General features: G+C 70.9%; 22 protein-coding genes and 3 pseudogenes. 13 read left to right on the forward strand and 12 right to left on the reverse strand.

Annotated elements, in window-relative coordinates; all coding sequences use genetic code 11:
- Positions 1-100: 100 nt before the first annotated feature.
- Entirely contained in the window at positions 101-943 is an 843-nt protein-coding gene (locus ACFWBD_RS28625) for a phosphotransferase (protein WP_385672713.1), read from the reverse strand.
- Positions 944-1,134: 191 nt separating this feature from the next.
- Between ACFWBD_RS28625 and ACFWBD_RS28630 the strand changes: the two are divergent.
- The 5 genes and pseudogenes from ACFWBD_RS28630 to ACFWBD_RS28650 all read left to right on the forward strand — a co-directional run.
- Positions 1,135-1,401: pseudogene (locus tag ACFWBD_RS28630) on the forward strand (transposase); the annotation flags it as partial.
- An 84-nt stretch (positions 1,402-1,485) separates the two neighbouring features.
- A complete protein-coding gene (locus ACFWBD_RS28635; protein ID WP_385672810.1) occupies positions 1,486-1,683 on the forward strand; it encodes a helix-turn-helix domain-containing protein in 198 nt (65 codons plus the stop codon).
- Position 1,684: 1 nt separating this feature from the next.
- Positions 1,685-3,190 (forward strand): S1 RNA-binding domain-containing protein, encoded by a 1,506-nt coding sequence (locus tag ACFWBD_RS28640; RefSeq protein WP_385672716.1) that lies wholly within the window; start codon positions 1,685-1,687, stop codon positions 3,188-3,190.
- Complete coding sequence (locus tag ACFWBD_RS28645; protein ID WP_385672719.1) at positions 3,183-3,602, forward strand: hypothetical protein; 420 nt, start codon at positions 3,183-3,185, stop codon at positions 3,600-3,602. The genes ACFWBD_RS28640 and ACFWBD_RS28645 overlap by 8 nt, the downstream gene beginning before the upstream one ends.
- A 188-nt stretch (positions 3,603-3,790) precedes the next feature.
- Positions 3,791-4,243 (forward strand): flavodoxin family protein, encoded by a 453-nt coding sequence (locus tag ACFWBD_RS28650; RefSeq protein WP_385672723.1) that lies wholly within the window; start codon positions 3,791-3,793, stop codon positions 4,241-4,243.
- A gap of 21 nt (positions 4,244-4,264) precedes the next feature.
- On the opposite strand, the gene ACFWBD_RS28655 is transcribed toward ACFWBD_RS28650, so the two are convergent.
- Complete coding sequence (locus ACFWBD_RS28655; protein WP_385672726.1) at positions 4,265-4,828, reverse strand: precorrin-3B C(17)-methyltransferase; 564 nt, start codon at positions 4,826-4,828, stop codon at positions 4,265-4,267.
- Between the two features lie 75 nt (positions 4,829-4,903).
- Entirely contained in the window at positions 4,904-5,371 is a 468-nt protein-coding gene (locus tag ACFWBD_RS28660; protein ID WP_385672729.1) for a hypothetical protein, read from the reverse strand.
- A 594-nt stretch (positions 5,372-5,965) separates the two neighbouring features.
- On the opposite strand from ACFWBD_RS28660, the gene ACFWBD_RS28665 reads away from it, so the two are divergent.
- Together ACFWBD_RS28665 and ACFWBD_RS28670 are read left to right on the forward strand one after the other, a co-directional pair.
- The gene (locus ACFWBD_RS28665; RefSeq protein ID WP_385672732.1) at positions 5,966-8,236 is read left to right on the forward strand and encodes a M4 family metallopeptidase; all 2,271 of its coding nucleotides are present in this window, start codon (positions 5,966-5,968) and stop codon (positions 8,234-8,236) included.
- A gap of 333 nt (positions 8,237-8,569) precedes the next feature.
- Positions 8,570-8,710, forward strand: a pseudogene (locus ACFWBD_RS28670) (cation/H(+) antiporter); the annotation flags it as partial.
- Between the two features lie 175 nt (positions 8,711-8,885).
- Here ACFWBD_RS28670 and ACFWBD_RS28675 read toward each other — a convergent pair.
- Entirely contained in the window at positions 8,886-9,590 is a 705-nt protein-coding gene (locus ACFWBD_RS28675; RefSeq protein ID WP_385672735.1) for a hypothetical protein, read from the reverse strand.
- A gap of 153 nt (positions 9,591-9,743) precedes the next feature.
- On the opposite strand from ACFWBD_RS28675, the gene ACFWBD_RS28680 reads away from it, so the two are divergent.
- Positions 9,744-10,016, forward strand: a complete 273-nt coding sequence (locus ACFWBD_RS28680) for a hypothetical protein (protein ID WP_351767588.1) — start codon at positions 9,744-9,746, stop codon at positions 10,014-10,016.
- Positions 10,017-10,043: 27 nt separating this feature from the next.
- Here ACFWBD_RS28680 and ACFWBD_RS28685 read toward each other — a convergent pair.
- Positions 10,044-10,250 (reverse strand): annotated as a pseudogene (locus tag ACFWBD_RS28685) (hypothetical protein); the annotation flags it as partial.
- Between the two features lie 119 nt (positions 10,251-10,369).
- Here ACFWBD_RS28685 and ACFWBD_RS28690 point away from each other — a divergent pair.
- Positions 10,370-10,669 carry a hypothetical protein gene (locus ACFWBD_RS28690; protein ID WP_385672738.1) on the forward strand — a complete coding sequence of 100 codons (300 nt, stop codon included), beginning with the start codon at positions 10,370-10,372 and terminating at the stop codon, positions 10,667-10,669.
- A gap of 41 nt (positions 10,670-10,710) precedes the next feature.
- Here the strand turns inward: ACFWBD_RS28690 and ACFWBD_RS28695 are convergent, their stop codons facing one another.
- Both ACFWBD_RS28695 and ACFWBD_RS28700 read right to left on the reverse strand, forming a co-directional pair.
- Complete coding sequence (locus ACFWBD_RS28695; RefSeq protein ID WP_385672741.1) at positions 10,711-11,307, reverse strand: HDIG domain-containing metalloprotein; 597 nt, start codon at positions 11,305-11,307, stop codon at positions 10,711-10,713.
- A 42-nt stretch (positions 11,308-11,349) separates the two neighbouring features.
- Entirely contained in the window at positions 11,350-12,450 is a 1,101-nt protein-coding gene (locus ACFWBD_RS28700; protein ID WP_385672744.1) for an LUD domain-containing protein, read from the reverse strand.
- 150 nt (positions 12,451-12,600) lie between these two features.
- Here ACFWBD_RS28700 and sigJ point away from each other — a divergent pair, with 150 nt between their 5' ends.
- Positions 12,601-13,539, forward strand: coding sequence for an RNA polymerase sigma factor SigJ (gene sigJ / locus ACFWBD_RS28705; RefSeq protein WP_385672747.1), 939 nt, complete (start codon positions 12,601-12,603; stop codon positions 13,537-13,539).
- Positions 13,540-13,636: 97 nt separating this feature from the next.
- Here sigJ and ACFWBD_RS28710 read toward each other — a convergent pair whose 3' ends face one another.
- Positions 13,637-14,674, reverse strand: a complete 1,038-nt coding sequence (locus ACFWBD_RS28710) for a PP2C family protein-serine/threonine phosphatase (protein ID WP_385672813.1) — start codon at positions 14,672-14,674, stop codon at positions 13,637-13,639.
- Positions 14,675-14,981: 307 nt separating this feature from the next.
- Between ACFWBD_RS28710 and ACFWBD_RS28715 the strand changes: the two genes are divergently transcribed.
- Positions 14,982-15,818, forward strand: coding sequence for a chitosanase (locus ACFWBD_RS28715; protein WP_385672750.1), 837 nt, complete (start codon positions 14,982-14,984; stop codon positions 15,816-15,818).
- Here the strand turns inward: ACFWBD_RS28715 and ACFWBD_RS28720 are convergent.
- From ACFWBD_RS28720 to ACFWBD_RS28730, 3 genes are all read right to left on the reverse strand, one after another.
- Complete coding sequence (locus ACFWBD_RS28720) at positions 15,803-17,023, reverse strand: acyltransferase family protein (RefSeq protein WP_385672816.1); 1,221 nt, start codon at positions 17,021-17,023, stop codon at positions 15,803-15,805. The two genes, ACFWBD_RS28715 and ACFWBD_RS28720, sit on opposite strands and share 16 nt — an antisense overlap.
- 122 nt (positions 17,024-17,145) lie before the next feature.
- Complete coding sequence (locus tag ACFWBD_RS28725; protein ID WP_385672753.1) at positions 17,146-17,763, reverse strand: hypothetical protein; 618 nt, start codon at positions 17,761-17,763, stop codon at positions 17,146-17,148.
- Positions 17,760-18,407 carry an RNA polymerase sigma factor gene (locus ACFWBD_RS28730; protein ID WP_385672756.1) on the reverse strand — a complete coding sequence of 216 codons (648 nt, stop codon included), beginning with the start codon at positions 18,405-18,407 and terminating at the stop codon, positions 17,760-17,762. Before ACFWBD_RS28730 ends, ACFWBD_RS28725 begins: the two co-directional genes overlap by 4 nt.
- Before the next feature lie 538 nt (positions 18,408-18,945).
- Between ACFWBD_RS28730 and ACFWBD_RS28735 the strand changes: the two genes are divergently transcribed.
- Positions 18,946-19,389 (forward strand): ATP-binding protein, encoded by a 444-nt coding sequence (locus ACFWBD_RS28735; protein ID WP_385672758.1) that lies wholly within the window; start codon positions 18,946-18,948, stop codon positions 19,387-19,389.
- 118 nt (positions 19,390-19,507) lie between these two features.
- On the opposite strand, the gene ACFWBD_RS28740 is transcribed toward ACFWBD_RS28735, so the two are convergent.
- Positions 19,508-20,833, reverse strand: a complete 1,326-nt coding sequence (locus ACFWBD_RS28740; RefSeq protein ID WP_385672761.1) for an alpha/beta fold hydrolase — start codon at positions 20,831-20,833, stop codon at positions 19,508-19,510.
- A gap of 342 nt (positions 20,834-21,175) precedes the next feature.
- Here ACFWBD_RS28740 and ACFWBD_RS28745 point away from each other — a divergent pair, with 342 nt between their 5' ends.
- On the forward strand, positions 21,176-21,823 hold the full coding sequence (locus ACFWBD_RS28745; RefSeq protein ID WP_385672763.1) for a hypothetical protein: 648 nt from the start codon (positions 21,176-21,178) through the stop codon (positions 21,821-21,823).
- Positions 21,824-21,834 lie beyond the last annotated feature (11 nt).

Below are 21,834 nucleotides of genomic sequence, written 5' to 3' on the forward strand. Positions count from 1 at the left end.
GCCCGGCCTCTCTCCGTGGGCTCCCTCTTCAACCCCGTACGGTGTCGGATGCCGCACAGGGCGCAGCGGATCCGGACCCAGTAGCCCCTCTGTCTCCAGTTCAGCCCAGTCCGCAGCGATCGAGTGCAGCACGAACCTGGTTGAGCCCCTCGACTCTCCAGTGGCCCCGGTCAGGCATTTGGTCGTCTCGGCGCCAGCGCCAGGCCGAGAACATCGCCCAGTTCAGGGCGCGGCACTGGTGAATCAGGCCGTGGTCGGCCTTTGCGTAGAGCTTTCCCACTTCTTCGGGCGCATGGGCGAGGTCGAACTCGATCGGCCCACGGCAGCACGTGGCGAGGTCTACGAAAAGCGGCCCTCTCCTCGTGTTCAGGAGGTTGCCCGGATGAGGCTCGCCGTGCAACAGCTGGTCGCCGGCTTTGTGGATACTGATCGCGGCGCTCAGTTCACCGAGCGTGTCGCTGAGGAGTTTCCGGTCGGAATCGGGTAGCTCGGGGGACTGCTTCCGGTCGTTCACCTCTCTCAGTGCCACAGCGACTCGATCAGTGAAATGCGGGGCATCCAGATCGATCTGGCGCAGGGCGGCATGGTGCCGCAGGAACGCGTCTGCGTAGTCGGCCGGAGCGATCTCCGATCCCACCGGTTCGTAGTAGGTCCAGAGCGAGATGGCGAAGGCATCACGCGAACAGACTCGGGGCTCGACCCGAGGCTCGAGCTCGGCCACCGGAGCGTCGACGTAGGCGAGACGGCGAGCAACCTCTGCTTCGAACTCGGAATCAGCGAGATGCGCCAACGGTGCGACCCGAGCCAGAACATCGCAAGGGACCAGGCGCAGCGCGACGCGGTCCGAGTTGTGGATGACGATCGCGTCATCGACCTGAAGGCCCAGCTCCGAAGCGGTCGCCCGTCCTGCCTCAACTGCGCGGCGGAGTTCTACTGGCTCCATACCGTTCCCCCTCTTTGTCGAGCAAACATACACATCTGGGGACAACGGCGACGCCCCCGATGTATTCGTGAACAGCATTCGACGGCCGGACCCGGACCGGCGACAAGCATCGCAAAGCACGACCTGCGCAGGCCCTGGGATTTATTCAGCCGATCATGTGACCAGTCCTCGTCCGGGTTGTTGACGTGGACATGGGGCGAGGGAGTCTGGCGGATGCCGAGTGGGCACGGCTGCGGCCGTCTCTACCGGTCAGCGACGGCCGTTGTGGCCGGTGGCGGGATCATCGGCAGGTGATCGACGGGATCCTGCACCGAGTGCGGACCGGCGTGCGGTGGCGTGACCCGCCCGAACGCTTCCGTCCGTGGAAGACCGTCTATGGACGCCACCGGTGGTGGTCCGCGGACGGAACGTGGGAGCGGCTGCTCCAGCAGATCCAGGCCGCCGCCGACGAGGCGGGTGAGGATCGACCTGCGCTGACGGCGTCTCAATCAGGGGGTCCGGTGATCTGTACGCTGAGCGGGTGCTCACCGTACGCTCCGGGCATGAGTCAACGCGCCGGCTACGCGAGACGCAGTCTCCAGAAACAGGACCTCACCGCCCAGCGCGAGACCCTGCACCAGTCCGGCGAGCACACCATCGCCGGCCTCGCCGAGCTCTTCTCCGTCAGCCGCGCCACCGTCTACCGCGTCCTCGAACGCCATCAGAAAGCACCCGCGCCTTCGACCTCCGGCGGGCAGTGACGTGCTGCCCTACGTCTACCAGGTCACCAAGTACGACACCGCCGACCGCGACGAGCACGGCCACTACACCGGCGCCGAGCCCGCGACCAGCGACCACGGACCGGTCGAGGCCGCCTACCTGCAGGCCGTTGCCGCCCTCGCCGAGGAAGCCGGCATCGACCAGCTGGCCATCCGCGAGCCGCAGATCGGAGGCTTCGTCCACTTCGGCCTGGAGCCACCGGCCGACGGCCACGGTCTGGCCGGCCTGTTCCCTGCCGGCGTCGCCGGGTTCCACGACGGTGCGCTGGTGCCGATCGCCGTCGGCCTGGAACTCGTCCGGGCCATGCTCCGCGACAACGGCGCCTGGTGCCGTCTGGAGGCGGAGGGAGCATTCGCGGTGCACGTCGGCCGGGACCAGTACCTCTACGTGGGCAGCAGCCGGCCCTGCGAAGCGGCGCTGGCCCGCACCCGCTCCCTCGGGCTGTTCCCGGAACGCCTGGAGGCATCGCCGTACGACTTCGCCCCCGACGACCCACAGCACGTACAGCGCCCGGCCGACGCCGACTTCTGGGCCCGCCTGTACTGGACGGTCAGCGCCCACCGCGCCACTTACCTGGAGGAGACCTATGCCGCCAACGCCTCCCGGTGGCACCGCCTGACCCGCGACAACATCGAGACCGTGCGCTCCCAGCTGGCCCCACGCGCACAGCTGGAAGTCTGGCCGGACCTGCTCACCGACGTCGACAAGGCCGTGGCCGCGCTGCCCGACGAAGGCCTGGTGGAGATCGTCTGGGAGGACGAGGACGGGCAGATCACGAGCACGGTCGTGGACGAGACCCAGTTCGAGGCAGTGACCTCCCAGCTCGCCAGCGCGCGTGCTGCCGGCGTCGTATCCATGTATGCCGGTGAAGATCTCCCGCTGTTCACCGCTGTGCTGCCCGACAGCGACGGCGTTCTGCGCGCTCGCTGGCAGACCGAGCCGACGCCCAGCGACCGTGACTGGGCCTTCCTGAAGACCCTGCGGCGCGGCCAGGTCGTCACCGGCACGGTGCAAACCATCGCCGGCTTCGGCGTCACCTTCGTGGACATCGGAGGCTTCACCGCGATGATCAATATTCCGGAGCTGTCCTGGCGTCCGTTCAACCACCCGTCCGACGTCGTCGGCGTCGGCCAGGAGATCACCGCCGAAGTCCTCGACGTCGACATGATCCGGGAACGGGTGCCGCTGTCGCTCCGAGCAGTGCAGGAAGACCCGTGGCCGCAGGTAGCGCGGCGAATCGGGCAGGTGGTCACCGGGCCGGTCACCAAGATCGTGCCATTCGGCGCCTTCGTGCGCATCGAAGACCGACAGGACGGTTTCGAGGGGCTGGTGCACACCAGCGAGCTGGATGAATCGCCCGTAGACGCCATCGAGGTCGGTGACACCCTCACCGTGAAGATCATCGATGTCGATCTCGCGCGCCGTCGTATCGCCCTGTCGCGTGTCCAGGCCCTTGCCTCCACCGCAGAGGACCAGCCGCATGCCTGACGACGAGACGAATCCGACGCAGGCCGAGTTGAACGAGGCGCTCGCGCAGCGCGACGCGATTCGGCGCGAGCTTCGCGATCTGCGCGCGTGGCTCTGTACAGAGCTTGGACTCCTGCGCCGGGAACCGGGGCCCGATGGGCAGACCGTCCTGAGCGTCGTGTCCGACGAGGAGATCGTCGCCGCAGTTACTCAGCTGCGAGCCGAGATCGATGCTCTCAAGCAACCCAGCGACGGCACGGACCAACGCTGGTCGAAGATCGACTACCTGATCTTGGAGGGGCGCAGGATTCAAGCCCTGCAGAGGATTCGTGACGAGTTCGGCGGCGGTATTCCTGACGCGCTCGATCTGCTGAACCACCGCTGCCTCCGCCTGCGGCAAGACCGCCCGGAAGACTTCACCACGGGCGACTGAGCGCGATTCGGGAGCATGGCTGACTCGGCCGCGGCGCCGGCACCGTTCAGGGGCCGCCTCAAGGGGCAAGACGCGGCGACGCCCTGCCGGCCCCCACGGGCCCGTCCCGTCGCGGCCGCCTCCACCCGCTGTCCGACCGCGCGGCGTCGCTTGCGGCCGGGCCGGGGGGGCGGGCAGGGTCTTGTGCCGTGGCCACTTTGCTGATCGTCCATCACACCCCCTCGCCCCACTGCCAGGCGCTCTTCGAAGCCGTCGTCTCGGGCGCGACAGCGCCGGAGATCGAGGGCGTTCGCGTCGAACGCCGGGCCGCGCTCGCCGCGACCGCCTCCGACGTCCTGGCCGCCGATGCCTACCTGCTGGGCACGCCGGCCAACCTCGGCTACATGTCCGGCGCGCTCAAGCACTTCTTCGACCAGGTGTACTACCCCTGCCTCGACACCACCCGCGGCCGGCCGTTCGGCTACTACGTGCACGGTGGGAACGACGTCACCGGCGCGGTGCGCGGCATCGAGACCGTCACCACGGGCCTGGGCTGGCGGCGCGCGGCCGAGCCGGTCACCGTCACCGGGGAACCCGACAAGGCGGACGTGGCGGCCTGCTGGGAACTGGGCGCGACCGTCGCGGCCGGCCTGATGGACTGACGGACCCCGGTCCGCCGTATGTCAGTGCCCGCCCAGCCCGGGCAGACACGTCCCCTCGACGGTACGCCCGACGACCTCCGCGCTCGCGCGACCGCTGATGCCGACGGTCCCGTTGACGCACACCCGGCCCTCGCCACCCCCTACGAGCATGTCGTGCAGGGGGACCAGGAAGTCGCCCTGGACCTCGATCTGCCGCGCCTCCAGGCCGAGCGCCTGGGCGGCGGCCGTCCGCAGTCCGTCCAGGGTGGTCCCCTTGGCCGAGAGTTCCTGGAGAGCCGCGGCCAGCGCCGTCGCCCGGGGCTGCGCTTCCTGCCGTTGCTCGGCGGTGATGGGCTGGGCCTCACGGTACGCGTGGTTCTCGGCGACCCGCTGGTCCCAGCCGTAACTGATGCACGGAGACGGCGACGCCAGGGTGTCCTCGGGCGGCGGGCAGAAGCCCTTCGCCTGTGCCGAGTCGGAGGGTGAGGCGGACGCCGGGCCCGCCGCCCGGGGGTCGCTCGACGGATCGGCGCATCCGGCGGTGAGGAAGAGCAGGGCGAGCAGAACCGGGGCGCCGAGCCCGTACCGTGGCCGAGTGGGTGTCATGCCTCGATCATGGCAGGCGGGTAGGACCGTGGGGAACCGGCGCGAGACGGCGGGACACAGGGGCCTGCAACAGGCTCAGTTCCAGAGCGGGTACGTCACCACCCGCCCGAACTGCTCCGGCCTGTCGCCGAGGTAGGTGAGGGTGATCCGGCTGTAGTGCTGCACCTGCGGGTTCTTCTTCCAGGGCTGCGGCCGGTCCAGCTTCACGACGACGGCGTACGGGTGGAAGGCGCCCGCCGCGCAGTACGGATCGCAGTCGTTGACGACGTTGACCCCGGTGGCCCGCGCCGAGTTCGAGCCCCAGCTGTCCCAGTGCAGCGAGACGAGACGGCTGTTGCCGTCGCCGCACGCGAGGATGAAGTCGCCGGGCCGCACCTTGGCGTGCCAGAGGCAGTCCACCAGGACGGGCGGCGAGGTCTGCCGCACCGCGGCCGCGCGCGCCGTGGGCGGCGACGCGGCCGGTACGGCCGAGGCCGAGCCGACGGCCGCCGTGAGGCCCAGCGCCGCACAGAGCATGACCGCTGTTCTCGTCGTGTGTCGCATGTCCGCTCCCGCCCGACCGGACCGGGAGCTGTCTGTGTCCGCGCCCGGATGAAGTTCACTACCGACGCTACGACGGTGAGCGGAAGGGGACCACTCGAACGGCCCAGCGCCCCGATGCGCGGCGAAGACCGGCGCCGACCCGCCAGGAGACGTCCGCCCGCGCCACATGGCTCCCTCCCGCTCCACTGGCGCGGCCCTCGGCCGCGCCGTCCGTCACGACCACGAGGTCGCCACCTGAACTCTCAGAGTGCTGCCCGGCGTGCCGCGACATGGCGTGGGGGTCCCCGTATTCACCCTTTCGGGAAGGGGGTCGCTCCCGCGGCTGAAAACGTGCGCGGAGCAGGGCGGATCCCCAGTCCGGCATGGTCATTTCCAGCCGTTGTTTTGGCATTCCCATGACAAACCTGTGCACGCAGTGCCACGCTGCTGCCGAAGTTCACCCTTCCTTCACACCCGCATCATGCGGGGCATCCCACTCACCCCCACCTCCTTCCACCCCCCTGCCGTGCAGCGCTCCGGACCGGCCCCCTCCCGCCGGTCCGCCCCCACTTCGGCCCCCACCACGGGCCGACCGTCGCACAGAAGGAGAACCCGTTGCCCCGGCGACACCACCCCATTCCCCGGCGCAGACGCGCCACCGTCCTCGCACTGACGGCCATCGGGACCCTGCTCGCCCTCGGAGCCCCCGCCGGTACCGCCGGCGCGGCGCCCGCCGACCCCGGCCCCGCCAAGATCACCGCCACGCCTCGCGCCGGTGCGGCGGCGACGGCCCTGTCTCCGGCCCGCCGCGCCTCGCTGATCAGGAGCGCGCAGACCGCGGCCGGCGCCACGGCCCAGCGGCTCGCCCTCGGCGCGCAGGAGAAGCTCGTCGTCAGGGACGTCGTCCAGGACGCCGACGGCACCACGCACACCCGTTACGAGCGCACCTACGCCGGACTGCCCGTCCTCGGCGGTGACCTGGTCGTCCACCTCAAGAGCGGCCGGACCACCGTGTCCAGGGCGAGCGGGGCGACGCTCACGCTGCCTTCCCTCAGCCCGAAGCTCTCCGCGGCCGGCGCCGACGGTAAGGCTCTCGCGGCCGCCAAGAGCGCGGACGTCACCGGCACCGCGACCGAGCGAGCGCCCCGCCTCGTCGTCTGGGCCGGCACCGGCAAGCCCGTCCTCGCCTGGGAGACCTTCGTCGAAGGCGTCCAGCAGGACGGCACGCCCAGCGAACTCCAGGTGGTCACCGACGCGACCACGGGCAAGGAGATCCTCGCCGCCGAGAAGGTGCACACCGGCACCGGCACCGGCCAGTACGTCGGCACGGTTCCCGTCGGCAGCACGCTGTCGGGATCGACGTACCAGCTCACCGACGGCGACCGCGCCGGGCACAAGACGTACGACCTGAACCAGGGCACCTCCGGGACGGGCACCCTCTTCACGGACGACAACGATGTCTGGGGCACCGGCCTGCCGTCCAACCGTCAGACCGCCGGTGTCGACGTGGCCTTCGGCGCCGCCGCCACCTGGGACTACTACAAGGACGCGTACGGCCGCAACGGCATCCGCAACGACGGTGTCGCCGCCTACAGCCGGGCCCACTACGGCAGCAGCTACGTCAACGCCTTCTGGCAGGACAGCTGCTTCTGCATGACCTACGGCGACGGCTCGGGCAACACCCACCCGCTGACCTCCCTCGACGTGGCCGCCCACGAGATGAGCCACGGCGTCACCGCCGCCACCGCCAACCTGACCTACTCCGGCGAGTCCGGCGGTCTCAACGAGGCCACCTCCGACATCTTCGCCGCCGCCGTCGAGTTCCACTCGGACCTCGCCGCCGACCCCGGCGACTACCTCGTCGGCGAGAAGATCGACATCAACGGCAACGGCACCCCGCTGCGTTACATGGACAAGCCCTCCAGGGACGGCTCCTCCCGCGACAGCTGGAGCTCCACCCTGGGCAGCATCGACGTCCACTACTCCTCGGGCCCGGCGAACCACTTCTTCTACCTGCTCTCCGAGGGCAGCGGCGCCAAGACCGTCAACGGCGTCGCCTACGACAGCCCGACCTCCGACGGCCAGGCCGTCACCGGCATCGGCATCGAGAACGCCGCCGCCGTCTGGTACCGGGCGCTGACGACGTACATGACCTCGTCGACCAACTACGCGGGCGCCCGCACCGCCACCCTCCAGGCGTCGGCCGACCTGTTCGGCGCCTACAGTCCCACCTACCTCGCCGTCGCCGACGCCTGGGCCGCCATCGACGTCGGCAGCCGCATAGCCCTCGGCGTCAACGTCGCCCCGGTCGCCGACCAGACCAGCGGCGTCGGCCAGGCGGTCAGCCTCCAGGTGGACGCGTACACCACCAACTCCGGTGCGGGCCTGACCTATGAGGCCACCGGCCTGCCCGACGGTCTGACCCTCGGCGCGAGCGGCCTGATCTCCGGGACGCCGACCACCCTCGGCACCAGCGACGTCGCCGTCACGGTCACCGACAGCACGGGCGCGTCCGTCACGGACACCTTCACCTGGCGGATCGCGTACATCTACGCCACCGCCACCCGCGTCGACATCCCCGACAACGGCGCCGCCGTGGAGTCCCCGATCACCATCGCGGGCCGCGACGGCAACGCCTCCGCCACCACCTCGGTCTACGTCAACATCGTCCACACCTACCGCGGTGACCTGACCGTCGACCTCGTCGGCCCCAACGGCACCGTCTACTCGCTCCTCAACCGCACCGGTGGCTCCGCCGACAACGTCGACCAGACCTTCACGATCGACGCCTCGGCCCAGCCCCTCACCGGCACATGGAAGCTGCGGGTCCAGGACCGCGCCTCGATCGACGTGGGGTACATCCAGCGCTGGCAGCTCACCCCCTGACCGAGTCGCTCTCCGACCGGTTCGCTTCCTGACCGGTTCACCCGCTTACCGCAGACCGCTCGACACCGCCGCCCGGGTCTCCCCAGACCCGGGCGGCGGTGCGTGCGGGCGGGGGCATCCGCTCGGGGACGAATGGGTGTTGACCCCGATGGCGCCGACCCCCACCGGCACGCGATCGTGGAGGAGGCCCGGAACACCGGGCAGCGCCGAGGCCGGCCGGCCGAGCACTGCGGCGCATCCGTCCCCCGGTGACCACCCGTGAAGGAGACCCGCCCATCCACTCATGTGCCGTGCAACGAGCCCGACTCCCCCTCCCCGGAAGGGAGGTGACGCATGGGACACGCTGACACCCTGCCGGCCATGGGCGGCGCCTTCCCCGCCGCGGCCTTCCTCGCCCGCCTCGGCAATCGCATCGGCCTGCCGACCACCCCCCTGTTCACCCTCGCCGGCATGCTGCTCGGCCCGCACAGACCGGTGACCGCAGGCCGCACACCGACCGCGCCCACGCGTCCCACGCCCGCCGCCGAAGCCGAGCCGGGCCCGCCCGACGAACGGGCCCCCTCGGCGACCCCCACACACCACTCCACCGGGCCGGAGCGAGGCGCCCGAGAGGAGCGACCGCCCGGCACGGCCGAGCGGCGAACAGGGGTCACGCAGGCCGGGGAGAGGGGGCGATCCCGCCCGCGAGCTGGGTCAAGTGGGTTCCGTGGGCCCACAGTTGAAGACGAGGGCCGTCGATCAGGTACGTGTGGGGCTCGCGTGAGGCCCACACCTCGTCCCGGTGGGTGAACGTGCCCCGGTGCACGACGAGCCGCAGCGGGGGCCCGGCCCGCGCCCGTACCCGCAGCCGCGTCCGGCAGGAACAGGCCGACTCCTCGTCGGGCAGCGGCTCGGCCACGGGACGGAACGCCACGTCGAGCAGCCGTCCGCGGCTGTCGCGGGCAGCGAGATGGTGGGTGTCGTGCCGAGGGGGCGGCAGCACCCGCCAGCCGTCCCGACGGAGCATCCGGGCCACGGCGAGGACCAGCTCGGGCATGTCCAGGTCCGCCAGCTCCTGGGCGGTGTAGTACCCGCCCCGCCGCCGGGCGGGCCGCCGGGACCGACGGCTCAGGACGGCGGCGACCACCACGAGCGGCGCGAGCGACAGCGCGCAGGCCGGGCCGCCGGACGCGCGGTAGACCAGCGCGAGCCCCCCGAGCGCGGCGCCCACGACGACGACCGAGACGGCGAGGGCGGGCAGCACCTCGCGCAGCCTCGGTCCGTAGCGGCCCGACGCGCGCAGCTCGCGCACGGTCCGTCGACGCCGGGCCCGCGCCGACTCGCCGGTCCGCGCCCGTTCCCGCCTGCGTGCCATCAGGGCCGGCCCCCCACCCCATACACAACGATGCGTAGGGGGTGGATACCCGGCCGGGTCGGGAATCGCGCCCGGATGCCGGTTTTCCGCCATGGCCTTGGCCGAAGAGTGCTCACCGGGCCGTTGTCAGTGGTGGATGACAAGCTGCTGGTCATGGACGAGGCTGAGTTCTTGCGGGGCCGGGTGTACGGCGCCGATCACGACGACGCGGGACCCCGCCCGGAGCGCGCGTACGCGCAACTCGTGGGCGGCCCGTTGGACGGGCTGTTGCTGGACGTCACGGACCGGAACGGGCACGAGCTGCGCGAGGTGGCGCTGATCACGGAGATAGGCCGTTACGGGCCCGGCGGCCGCGCCCTGTACGGACGACGTGCCGGCGACGACCGCCGTTTCGACTGGCGGGGCGACGCGCCGGGCGCCCCCTGAACCAGCCCTGGTCCCGCAGCGGTGCCACTTCAGACAGGGCCCGCCGGCGCCGGTCTTCCCGGGCCCGTCCAGTACGTACGCCCGCATATTGCCCTGGCCGGGGGCGGTCACCGGCAGGGTGCCGTTCGAGACGCCCTTCACGTCACCCGTGACGGCGTCCGTGTAGGTGCCGTTCGGGATGCCGGTGAAGGCCACCCCGCCGGTGACCGTCACCGGCGCGAAGCTGTCCGTGCCTCGCGGAGAGAGGGAAGGGGCGGGGCACCTGGGCCTGGGCGATCGGAACGATCGCTTCCATCTCGGGAAGGTGATCAAATGTGCGAATGTCTACAGGATCCGCACCCGCCCCTCGGGTGATGACCGCTGCGCCGACGGTCCGTCATGGCTGGCACAAGCTGCTGATCGGCCTTGTCGTGCTGGGGCGTGTCACGCGCGTCCCGGCCGCCATGGACGCCACCACGGGGGCGACCCCTTCGAGCTGGTGGCACGTGGTGTGGGAGGTGCTCGCCCTGGTGCTGGCCGCCTTCGCGGTGAGCGAGTGGGAGATCCTCAAGGCGGCGTCCTGGCGCATGTCCGTGCCGCAGTGGATCTGCCTGGTCCTCTTCCACGTCGGCCTGCTCGGCTTCCTGGCCTCCCAGGTGCTCCAACTGCTCTAGTTCTCGGCCGTTCCCGTGCGAGTTCGGCTACGGGGGCGGCCTCAAGCCTGCCCGTGGCCGTATCGCGCCCTGTCCGAGGTCAGGTCGGGTTCGCCGAACCGGGCGCGCAGCAGGCCGAACGCGTGGACCTTGTCCGAGCCGAACCTCTCCACGCGCGTGGCGTAGGAGTCGGCGGTGAGGAACGTAGGGGGAGTCGTCTTGCTGTGGAACTTGTCCGCATACATGACCAGTTGCTCTTCGACGGTCTCGGCCAGATAGTCCGCCTCGGGTATGGCGAGCCCCTGATGGCGGATGTCGTGCCGGGTGAGACCGACTCCCGTGTGGCAGGAGCAGAAGCGGCGCAGGCGCTCCGGGAACCCCTCCTCGCGCAGGATCTCGTGGCCGAGCACGCCATGGCGGATGTAGTTGCGGTGATCGAGCCGGCCGCACTGGTCGTAGAGCCGGTAGACGCCGATGTCGTGGAGCAGGGCGCCGACACGGACGAGGTCGGCGTCGAGGGGGAGGTCTGTCCGTGCCACAAGCTGCTCGGCGATGCCGCTGACGATCTCGCAGTGGGTGAGGACGAGGTCCAGGGCCTCATGCGACGGCGCGTACCGCTCGTGCAGCGCGCGTACCTCGTTGACCGTCGGAAGGATCACTTCGGCAGCGTACCTTCCCACCCGACACGCCCCTGGGCCTGGTCAGTATCCGATGGCCTCGCGCAGAAGGAGCACGGTGCAACGCCCTGGGCGGGGTTCGGCGTTGACGATGAGCAGGCGGTTGACGGCACTGGGCATCCCGTACACAGCCTGGGCGCGGGCGTTCTCCAACGGGAGGGCGTGCTCCTCGACGCGGCGCAGCGCGGTGCTCAGGTCGGGCACGACCTTCTGCGCGCCGACGATCCAGACGACATGGGCGGCGCCTCCCGCGTTGGCGGGGAACTGGCTGCCGCTGCCCGAGGCGAGAACGAGCGAGCCGGTCTCGGTGACCGCTGCGACGCTGTTGACGACGAAGTCGGGACTGGCGACCAGCCTTCGGATCTCGTCGGCGCCGGTGGCACGGTCGATGTCCAGGACGCGCGGCCTGATGGCGTCGTACCGGTCGCCGGTGTTGATGTCCTCGTCGATGCCGGACAGTCGCAGGGTCTCGCTGGCCCCGGTGAACACGCCGGCGCCCTCGGGGATCAGGTCCTTGACGCGGACGCGCGCGGCGGCGGCGTCGTCGAGGATCTCGGCGGCGAAGCCGTTGGCACGCAGCGCGGCGGCCACCCGGTCCAGTTGCTCGGCCGATGCCGGGTCGGCGAAGGACGCGGCCGGAGCCGGGGTGGCCGTGGCGTCTGCCCGGTCGGTCCCGGCGCCCTGTGCCGCGTGGGGCGCCGTGCCCGCCAGCGGGGAGGTGTCGAGGTACCTGACCTCGTACACCCGCTCGGCGAACTTCCAGCCCTCCGCGGTGCGCTGATAGCGGTCGTGGTAGATGGCGTAGTTCAGACCCTGATATCCGTCGAGGGTGCGCACGAGTTCCTGGATGTAGGCGCGGCCGGTCGCGGTGTCGCCGTCGAGCAGGATCGTGCCGGGGTGTGTGGTCTGTACGAAGAAGTCCCACTGTTTCTGCAGCCGCTCGCCCCCGGCGCGGATCTCCTCGCGGCCGACCTGCTCTGCGGGGATGTCGGGCATGCGCAGGGCGCCGTCCGGTGTGAACAGTGACGCCAGGCGGGGTCGGTCGCGCATCATCACCGCGTCGGCGAACTCGCCGCGCAGTGCCTCGATCTCGACGCGGTCCGCGGTGGCCTGGAAGTCGTTCATCCGAGTTCCCTCTCCGTCGTGTGGTCGTCCTCACCGGTAAGACAACGCGGCCCTTCGGAATGTGAGGCGGCGCGTCAACCTCACAGTCCGGTGCGCTGTTCTGTCGTAACGGGTAGAGGCACAGCAGCGAGCGAGGGAGACGGGCAGACCATGACCACCGGAGCCGAGCCCGGCGACGACCAGAGCGATCCGGACCTCAGCGTGATCATGAGCGAGCGGCGTCGGCTGATCAACCTCGCCTATCGACTTCTCGGGTCCCTTGCCGACGCCGAGGACGTCGTGCAGGAGACCTACGCCCGCTGGTACGCCATGTCCGCACGGGAGCAGCAGGCCATCGAGTCGCCCGGCGCCTGGCTGGTGACGGTCGCCAGCCGCATCTGCCTGAACCTGTTCGGCTCGGCGCGGGCCAGGCGGGAGACGTACGTGGGCGACTGGATCCCGGAACCGCTGCCCGAGCCCACGGAGTGGATCACCGGGGGCTCCGGCGTCGGCGGGACCGACCCGGCCGATCGGGTCACCCTCGACGAGTCGGTGACGATGGCCTTCCTGGTCGTCCTCGATGCGATGACCCCGGCCGAGCGCGTCGCGTTCGTCCTGCACGATGTCTTCCGCTACCCGTTCGGCGAGGTCGCCGAGATCGTCGGCCGCACCCCGGCGGCGTGCCGCCAACTGGCCTCGTCGGCCCGCCGTCGCCTCCGCACCGCTCAGACCCCGGCGGGCCCGAGTGCGGGGCAGGCCGGCATCGTCAGGCGGTTCAGAACTGCGTGGGAGGCCAAGGACATCGACGCCCTGATCGGCCTGCTCGACCCCGACGCCACCGCGACCGCCGACGGCGGCGGGCTGGCCGTCACCCATCTGCATCCGATCGTGGGCGGTGAGCAGATCGCACATGCCTACGCCGAGATCTCCCGGGTGGCGGGCGACCGCACGACGTTCCTGGAGTGCACGGTCAACGGCCTGCCCGGCTTGGTGGCGCAGCAGGACGGCGACATTGCGACCGTGTTCGCGTTCGAGATCGCGGGGGACCGGATCAGGCACATCTGGGCGGTGCGCAACCCCGAGAAGCTCCGTCCCTGGCGGATCGGCTGAGAAGCGGTCCGGAACACCGCAGTGCGGGCCTGCCCGGGGCTGTCAGTCAGCGGCACACCCTGCGCGGCCGGAAGTCCAGGATGTGCGAATGCGACGGCTAGGGCTCCTGAGCCGAGACGTGTCGGCAGCGTACGGCGAGGGCCGCGATGTCGTCGTCGAGCCGGCCGCCGGCGTAGCGGAGCAAGTCCCGGTGAAGCTGGTTGAGCAGTTCACGGGGAGGGGCCGCGCGGTGCCGGCGCATCCAGTCGGGCAGCGGGAAGAATGTGCCGTCGCGATCGCGGGTTTCCGTTACGCCGTCGGTGTAGAGCAGCATCTGATCGCCGGGGACGAAGGCGACGGTGTCCACGTGGTAGTGGTCTCCGAGGAGCGCCGCGAGGTTGAGGGGTGTGGAGGGCCGGGTGGGCTCCAGAACGTGGATCTCGCCGCGCTGCACGAACACCGGTGGCGGGTGCCCGCAGTTGAGGACCTTGACGTGCCTGCCGCCGTAGGGGATCTCGGTGATCAGAGCGGTGGCGAAGTGCTCCTGTTGATCGTCGGCGGGGATCGCGGCGCTGTAGCGGGTCATGGTGATCTGCAGGCGATGGATCAGGCCCTTCAGGTCGGGCTGGTCGTACGCGTTCTCCCTGAAGCAGTTGATCACCGCCGCGGCCGCCCCCACCGCTGACAGGCCCTTGCCGCGTACGTCGCCGATGAGCAGGCGGACTCCGTACGGCGTGTCGGCCGCCTCGTAGAAGTCGCCCCCGATCCGGGCCTGCTCCTGGGCCGCCCGGTACAGCGACTCGATCTCGATGCCCTGGATGCGGTGCGGCAGCGGGCGCAGCAGCACCTTCTGGGCTGCGTCGGCGACCAGTCGGACCTGGAAGAGCGTCTCCTCGCGCTGGAGTCGGAGGTGGCTCGCGTATGCGGCCGCGAAGGTGACCGCGGCGATCGCGGCAGCCGTGTACGGCGTTCCCAGATCGGAGTGGAAGAAGCTGATGCCGATCATGACCAGAAGGCAGAACGCCCCCAGCAGGACCGTCGGGAGCACGGGCCACACCGCGGCCGCGAGGGCGGGCGCCGCGGGCAGGAGGCGGCTGAAGGCGACCTCTCTCGGAGTGGCGAAGGCCAGGCCGGCGATGAGGACGGTGACGAACACCGGTGACAGCCGTACGGCCTGCCGCTGACCGCCGGAGGGGCGGTGGCGGCGCGGGAGCCGTGCTGGTCTGATCACAATTCAGAGCTTATCGGGATGATGCGGATGACGAATGGGTCTGCCGCTCTCCGATCAGCGGTGGGGGTTCGGTAGGCGGCAACGGTGGGTGTGATCCGCGAGGCGGCCGTTCGTTCGATCGTACGAACATGGCTTCGATGGGTTACTTCTGTCGCCCAGCGCTGATAGGAAACTTTCCTGTCAGTTGCAGTGCGGCAGTCACCCCACCCCCCACTCCCCACCTGGAGCCACTGTGGTGCACATATCCCGGCCGGTCGACGGCCTCACCCCCACCTCCCGCCGCCTCTTCCTCGCCCTCACCGGCGCCCTGGCGGCCGCGCCGCTCCTCGCCGCCCGGCAGGCGACCGCCGCGCCCGCGGCGAAGGGCCTCGACGACCCGGCGAAGAAGGAGATCGCCATGAAACTGGTGTCGAGCGCGGAGAACTCCTCGCTCGACTGGAAGGCCCAGTACCAGTACATCGAGGACATCGGCGACGGCCGCGGCTACACCGCCGGCATCATCGGCTTCTGCTCCGGCACCCACGACATGCTCGACCTCGTGCAGCTCTACAGCGACCGCAAGCCAGGCAACGTCCTCGCCGAGTATTTGCCCGCCCTGCGCGAGGTCGACGGCACCGACTCGCATTCCGGTCTCGACCCGAACTACCCGAAGGGCTGGCGCAAGGCCGCCCAGGACACGGCGTTCCAGCAGGCCCAGAACGACGAGCGCGACCGCGTCTACTTCAACCCCGCCGTCCGGCAGGGCAAGACGGACGGCCTGCGGGCCCTCGGTCAGTTCGCCTACTACGACGCCATCGTCATGCACGGCGACGGAACCGACCCCACCAGCTTCCGCAACATTCGCAAGCGCGCGCTGACCAAGGCGAAGCCTCCGGCCCGGGGCGGCGACGAGACGACGTATCTGAACGCCTTCCTCGACGCCCGGGTCCGGGCCATGAAGCAGGAGGAGGCGCACAGCGACACCAGCCGGGTAGACACCGCCCAGCGCGTCTTCCTGCGCAACGGCAACCTCGACCTCGACCCGCCCCTGGACTGGAAGGTGTACGGCGACAGCTACCACATCGGCTGACCGCCTCCGCGTGATCCCGGCTGGACGCGGCGCGCCAGTCTGCGGCCCCACGCCTGACCCGGTATCTCGACGTACCGGTAGGTCAGTGCGCACAGCGGCAGCAGCACGGCGAGGAACGCCGCCTCCAGCGCGGGAACGTCGTGCCGCCACCGGCCGACCGTGCCGTCGGTCACCGTCAGCAGCACAGGGTGCACCAGGTAGACCGAGTAGCTGATCGTTCCCAGTGCGGTCAGCGGGCGCGGTACACGCCGGTGGCGCGCCGCCAGTCCGGCGCCGAAGGTGAGCGCGGCCAGCAGGAACGCCAGGATCCAGCCGCGCCGGGTGGAGTGGGCGCCGTCGCCGTACCGGTACGCGCTCCCCACGGCGCAGGCGACCACCACGGCGGCCGTGCCGGCCACGCGGCGCCGGCCGCTCGCACCGTTCTCGGCCCGGTGGACCGCGGTGCCGAGGAACATCACGGCCAGGATCACCAGGCCCTCCCACATCGCGACGGTGCCGTTGAAAGCGACCAGGACGAGCGCCGACACCCCGCCCAGCACGCCGCCGGCCACTCGGAGCGCGGGTGTCCCGGCGCTCGCACAGCAGATGGCGAGCGTCAGGGCGATCGTGGCGAGCCCGACCAGCGGGCCGGTGCCGACCGCGCGGGAGAGCGCGGAGGCGGGCAGCGTGCCCCCCACTGCCGCGCTCACGGCGGCGAGCACGGCGAGGGTGACGGCGGCCGCCGCCGATCGACGGTGCAGACGGACCGTGAAGAGCGCGACGACCAGCAGGTAGAAGGCCATCTCGTAGGAGAGGGTCCACAGGACGAGCAGGAGACTGGGCGTCCCCAGCAGCTCCTGGAGCAGGGTCATGTGGGCGACCGCGACCGTGGTGAGGCTCTGCCGGCCCGGACCGGCGCGTAACTCGGCGATGTCCAGGAGGTCGAGCGCGAGCACCGCGGTGACGGCGGCCGCCCACAGCGGGTACATGCGGAACGCCCGTCCGATCCAGAACGTCCGGACGCAGCCACGGCGTTCCAGCGACGCGGGGACGATGTACCCGCTCACCAGGAAGAACAGCATGATGCCGTACCTGCCGATGTTGAACTGCGGCATCAGTTCCCGCCGGAGCTCCGGCAGGAACGCGTACGACGAGTGGTCGAAGACGACGGCGAGAGCCGCGACGGCGCGCAGCGCGTCGAGCCAGCCCAGTCGTGTCGGCCGGATGATATCGAGTGACCGTGCGATTACTGAGGGTGACTTCTCCGGGCGTGGAGGAACCAAGGGCGGGGGTTGCATACGTGGACCGGATCCTGTCGGTTGAGGGGTTCGTCAGGCTGGGGCGGGCGCTAGTCGTCCGGCAGGGCGACCTTCATCGGAACGCAGGGCTCGGCCTGGCTCCTGGTGGGGTACAACTCGACCGCGCGCGGCCGGGACATGCCCTCCATGTTCTCGAAGGTCAGTACGTTGCCCCGGCGCAGGGTCAAGTCCCAACCGGCCTTGACCGGAATGACCGGGACGCGGTTGCCGTCCCTGTCGAGGGCCCGGACCGGGAGCGGGGTGAACCCGCTGCGCTCGCAGACATAGCCCGGTGCCAGCACGTCGATGGTCACCTCGATGCCCCACGGGTTCACCCTCGTCGCGAGTTCGCGCTGGGCCGCGACATCGATTGACCGGTCCTTCACGGTGAGCGTGACAGTGCCGTCTCCGTGGCGCTCCACCGCGTACGCCGTCGAGTACGACGACGATCCGGGCGCCACCGCCGCGCCGAACCAGGCCACCGCGCAGGCCGCCGCGACGACGGCGATCCGGGGCGGGGTGAAGAGCCGGCGCACGGCCGCCCTCGTTCCGCCGCCACCGGGTTCGACGGAGGTCGGCCCGGTCCGGCGGACTCCTGTCTCGCGCAGCTCGATCTCCGCCTTGAGCTCGTCCAGGAGCCGGTCCTCGAACGTCCGCCTCGTGCTCATGCTCGCCCCCTCGCGATGTACAGCAGTGCTGTGTCCGGCGTCGTGGCCGGCGCGGAGCCCGGGCGGGCGGCGGGCGGAGGTGTCTCCGTGGCCCGGGCCTCCGCCTCCCGCCGCAGCGCCTTGCGCGCCCGGTGCAGTCGTACGCGGGCCGTGACCTGGCGTATCCCCAGCGCGGCCGCCGCCTCCGTGACCGTGAGCTGGTCCACCGCGATCAACTCCATGACGGCCCGCTCGCCCTCGGGAAGTCGCGCCAGCGCGGCCAGGGCGCGCCGCCCCGGGCTCTCCGCGTCCAGTCGGTCCTCCATACGGACGATGTCGTCGGCCTCGAGCAGTCGCCGCCCGGAGAAGCGCAGGTCGCGTTCGGCCTCCCGGGCGACCCGGCGGCGCTCCGACGCCACCGTGTTGCGAGCGATGCCGAACAGCCAGGCCGTCTCACTGCCGAGGTGCGGCCGGTAGGAGTGCGCCGAGTGCAGGACGGCGAGGAAGATCTCGGCCGTCAGGTCGGCCGCGCTGTGCGGATCGTCGATCCGCCGGGCCACGAACCGCATCACCGCGTCCACGTGGCGGCGATAGAACTCCTCGAAGAGCCGCGGGTCACGTACCGCCGCGGCGGGCCCACCCCGTAACCGTTCCGCGTCGTCCACAGGCGTCTCCTTCCAGGCTCCTTCAAGGCGCTACACCTGTTCTTGGAGCGAGGCGCGAAAAGCGTTACAGACTGCACTGCACTGCACCCGGACCCGGACCCGGACCCGGAGTCCCGGTCCGGCGCCGACTCGTCCCCCTCGCCGGCCCGCCGGGGGGAGGAGGTCCCCCGGAACACCCGCCTGCGCCTCGTGACCCACCGGGCCTCCTGCTTCCCGCCGGCCTTCGACTGCGTACTCGACGACGGGACCACCTAGACGGGACCACCTATGAGAGCAGAGGCCTCTACGACACGCTGAACACGTTCGTGGTCGTCTTCGCGGTCGGCGCCGGCGCCCTCGCGGCGTCGTCCGGGTTCGCGGCGGCCCGCCGGGACCGGGCGCGGGCCGTGCCCGGCGCGGACGGTGTGCCGGGCGGGCCCGCGGATGCCGTTTCCGGCGACCGGCGGCACGATGACCGGGTGAATGGTGCGACTGGGGCGTAGGGGGTGGGTTCGCGGGTAGTCGCGCCGATATGAACGGGGTAGTGAAGGCGGTGCGGATGGAACCTGTCCCGCCCGACCAGGGTTCCTCCGTGCCCGACGGGAACCCTGCCGAGACGACGGTGGCGCTGGACGGCAAGGACGGTTGTATCGCCCGGGCGCGCAGACTCACGGGCGACTTCCTCAGTCGCGTGCGGAGCCGGGGCGGCCTGGCCGTGTCGGACCGGGCGATGGATCTGTCGCAGCTCGTGGTCAGCGAGCTGGTCACGAACGCCCTGAGATACGCGCCCGGGCCGGTCCTGCTGCAGCTGCGCATCGCCGGGGCCGCGGTGGAGATCGTCGTCTGGGACAGCGATCCGGTGCTGCCGGTGCCCCGTGCCCCGGATCCCACGCGGGTGGGCCAGCACGGCCTGGAGATCGTGAGGGCGGTGGCGGAGGACTTCGACGTCGCGCAGGAGACGGTCGGCAAACGGATCGTCGCCCGTCTGGGCCTGTCCGACTGACGTCGGCCGGCGGCCACGCGCCCGGCCGGTATCGGTGATCCGCCGTCGGCCGGTACCTCGCGATCGCGGGTACCGGCCGCCGTCGGCCGACTCGTGTCAGAGTCGCAGCTGACTCGTGTCAGGGTTGCAGAGGAAGGGTGGCGCAGTTGGACGTGGCCGGCCTGCCGTTGAGCCGGTCGGTCAGCCAGGAGATCGCGTCGCCCTGGTCGACGAGCAACGGCGTGAAGTGGTTGATCAGGGACCGGCCGAGACCGGGCAGGATCACCGGCTTGTAGGTGACGTCGGCGCCCTTGGCGCACCACGCGACGGCGAGGGCCCGCGCCTGTGCGTGCGGCACCAGGTCGTCGGCGGTGCCGGTAGCCACCCGGACCGGAGACGCCGGCTCCAGGGTGCCGATGCGCTGGTCGGCGAGGAACGCCTTGAGGGCCGGCTCGGACTGGACGATGTCGCTGAGCGAGCGCCCGTCCGTGGTCCAGGCGGTGCTGTCCGCCGAGTTGTAGGAGAGGAGGGCGTCGCCCACGCACATCGTCGACAGGTCCTTGAGCGCGGCGCGGCCGGCCGCGTTCAGGTGCGCTTCGGCGATCGGCACGAGAGCGGGGTCGGACTCCAGGAAGCCGTTCACCGACCAGCCGAGGGCGCCGGCCAGGTCGCTGCCGTCGATGGCCTTGGTGACGGCGACCAGGTCGGCGGGCGGAGCCCCGGAGTAGGTCCCGGCGAGGGTGACGTCGGGGGCGTAGGAGGGCTGGAGTTCGGCGGCGGCAGCCGTGGCCCCGCCGCCCTGGCTGTAGCCGAACAGTGCCACGCGGGAGCCGGCCGTCAGCGACGTGGCGTCGAGGGAACGGGCGGCGCGCACGGCGTCCAGGACTGCGTGGGCCTCGTCGACCCGGTTGACGTAGGTGTGCAGCCGGTCGGTCGCGCCCAGCCCGGTGTAGTCCGTGACCACGACGGCGATGCCCCGGGCGAGGAGACGGTAGATCGCCAGGTCCTCGTAACCGACCGACAGCGTCTGGCCGTTGACGAGGAGCGGGTGCTCGAGGCCGAGGGAGGCGCCGCACTGGTCGCCCTGGCCCATCGTGCCGGGGGCCACGGCGACCAGCGGCCGTGGTCCGCTGCCCGTCCAGCGGGCCGTCGGTTCGATGTACGCGCCGGTGACCGCCATGGGGCGGCCGGCCGAGTCCGTGGACTTGTACATCAGGCGGGTCGCCGTGCCCGGCAGCGGTCCGTCGACGCCCGGCAGGCTCAACGCCAGCGCGAGCGGTTCGGAGCGGATCAGGGCGCCGTCGGCCGCCGGAAGGGCGGCGGGCGGGTTGTAGAACGTGGGGATGGTGACGCCGCGCGAGACCACGGCGTCCGACTGCGAGGTCGCGTCGGCGGGTACGGCGGTGACACCGAGGCAGGCGGCAGCGGTGACGGCCGCGGCCAGCAGGCGGGTGGGGGTGGGCATGGCGGACCTCCGGTGAGGGGGAGGCCGAGCCTTCGTCTGGCGGCTCGGGTTGCGGACGGCCCGGTGGGGTACGGACCGTGACGACCGAGCGGTACGGGGCTCCGGTCGTCCACCGTTGCGCCGTACCGCTCTTAGACGAACTGTCAGGACCGTAGCGAGGGCGGGGTTACCTCGGGTAGCGGTCGGTAGGTTACGGTTCAGTAATATGACTGTGCGGTAGCAAGTCGGAAGCTTTGCGCTCGTCGGTCGCGCGCGTCGCAACGAACGCCTATAAGCGGTCTCTTGGCGGCAATCTCGGACAAAACAAGAACGCGGGGTTGCCTGTCGCTAGCGTCCCGAGCCATGAACACCGACCGCACGCGCGGCGCGCACCTCGGCGCCCAAGACTCCCGCGACGACGCCTTCGTGCCGCCCCAGCCCGGCACCCACCACTCCTCGACACAGACGGCGACCGCGAGCGGCAGCGCCAGGATCACGCAGAAGAACACCCAGATGAAGTTCTCCATCCCGGTGATCGGCCCCCTGCTCAGCCTGGCGTACGCCCATCCGCTGATCGCCGGACTCACCGCCGTGGCGGTCGTCGGGGGAGGGGGCGCGGCGGTCACGGCCGCCCTGCCCGATTCGGCGTCCTCGCCCTCGACCGCGCTGGTGCGCGGCTTCGTCATGGAGCAGACGGACAGTCAGAAAGCCCCCACGGGTTACGACTTCACCCCCACACCGCCCGTGGTCGCCGGCGCCGGCACGGACGCCCTCTACATCCAGGGCGGCTATCTGATGTCCACCAGCGGCAGACTGGCCTCGTGGGATTCGTCCGAGGTGCCCACGGCGGAGGGCTGCCGCAAGGCCGTCACCGACAACCCGGTACGGAAGACGTCCGTCTCCATCGGATACGCGATGTGCTTCCTCGACCGCAACGGCGATCCCGGCTACATCACCGTCACCGCCTCCGGCCCCGACTCCATCACCGTCGACACCGCCCACCTGAGCTGACCCGACCGCTG

The sequence above is a fragment of the Streptomyces sp. NPDC060002 genome (genome assembly GCF_042737245.1).
Taxonomy (GTDB): domain Bacteria; phylum Actinomycetota; class Actinomycetes; order Streptomycetales; family Streptomycetaceae; genus Streptomyces.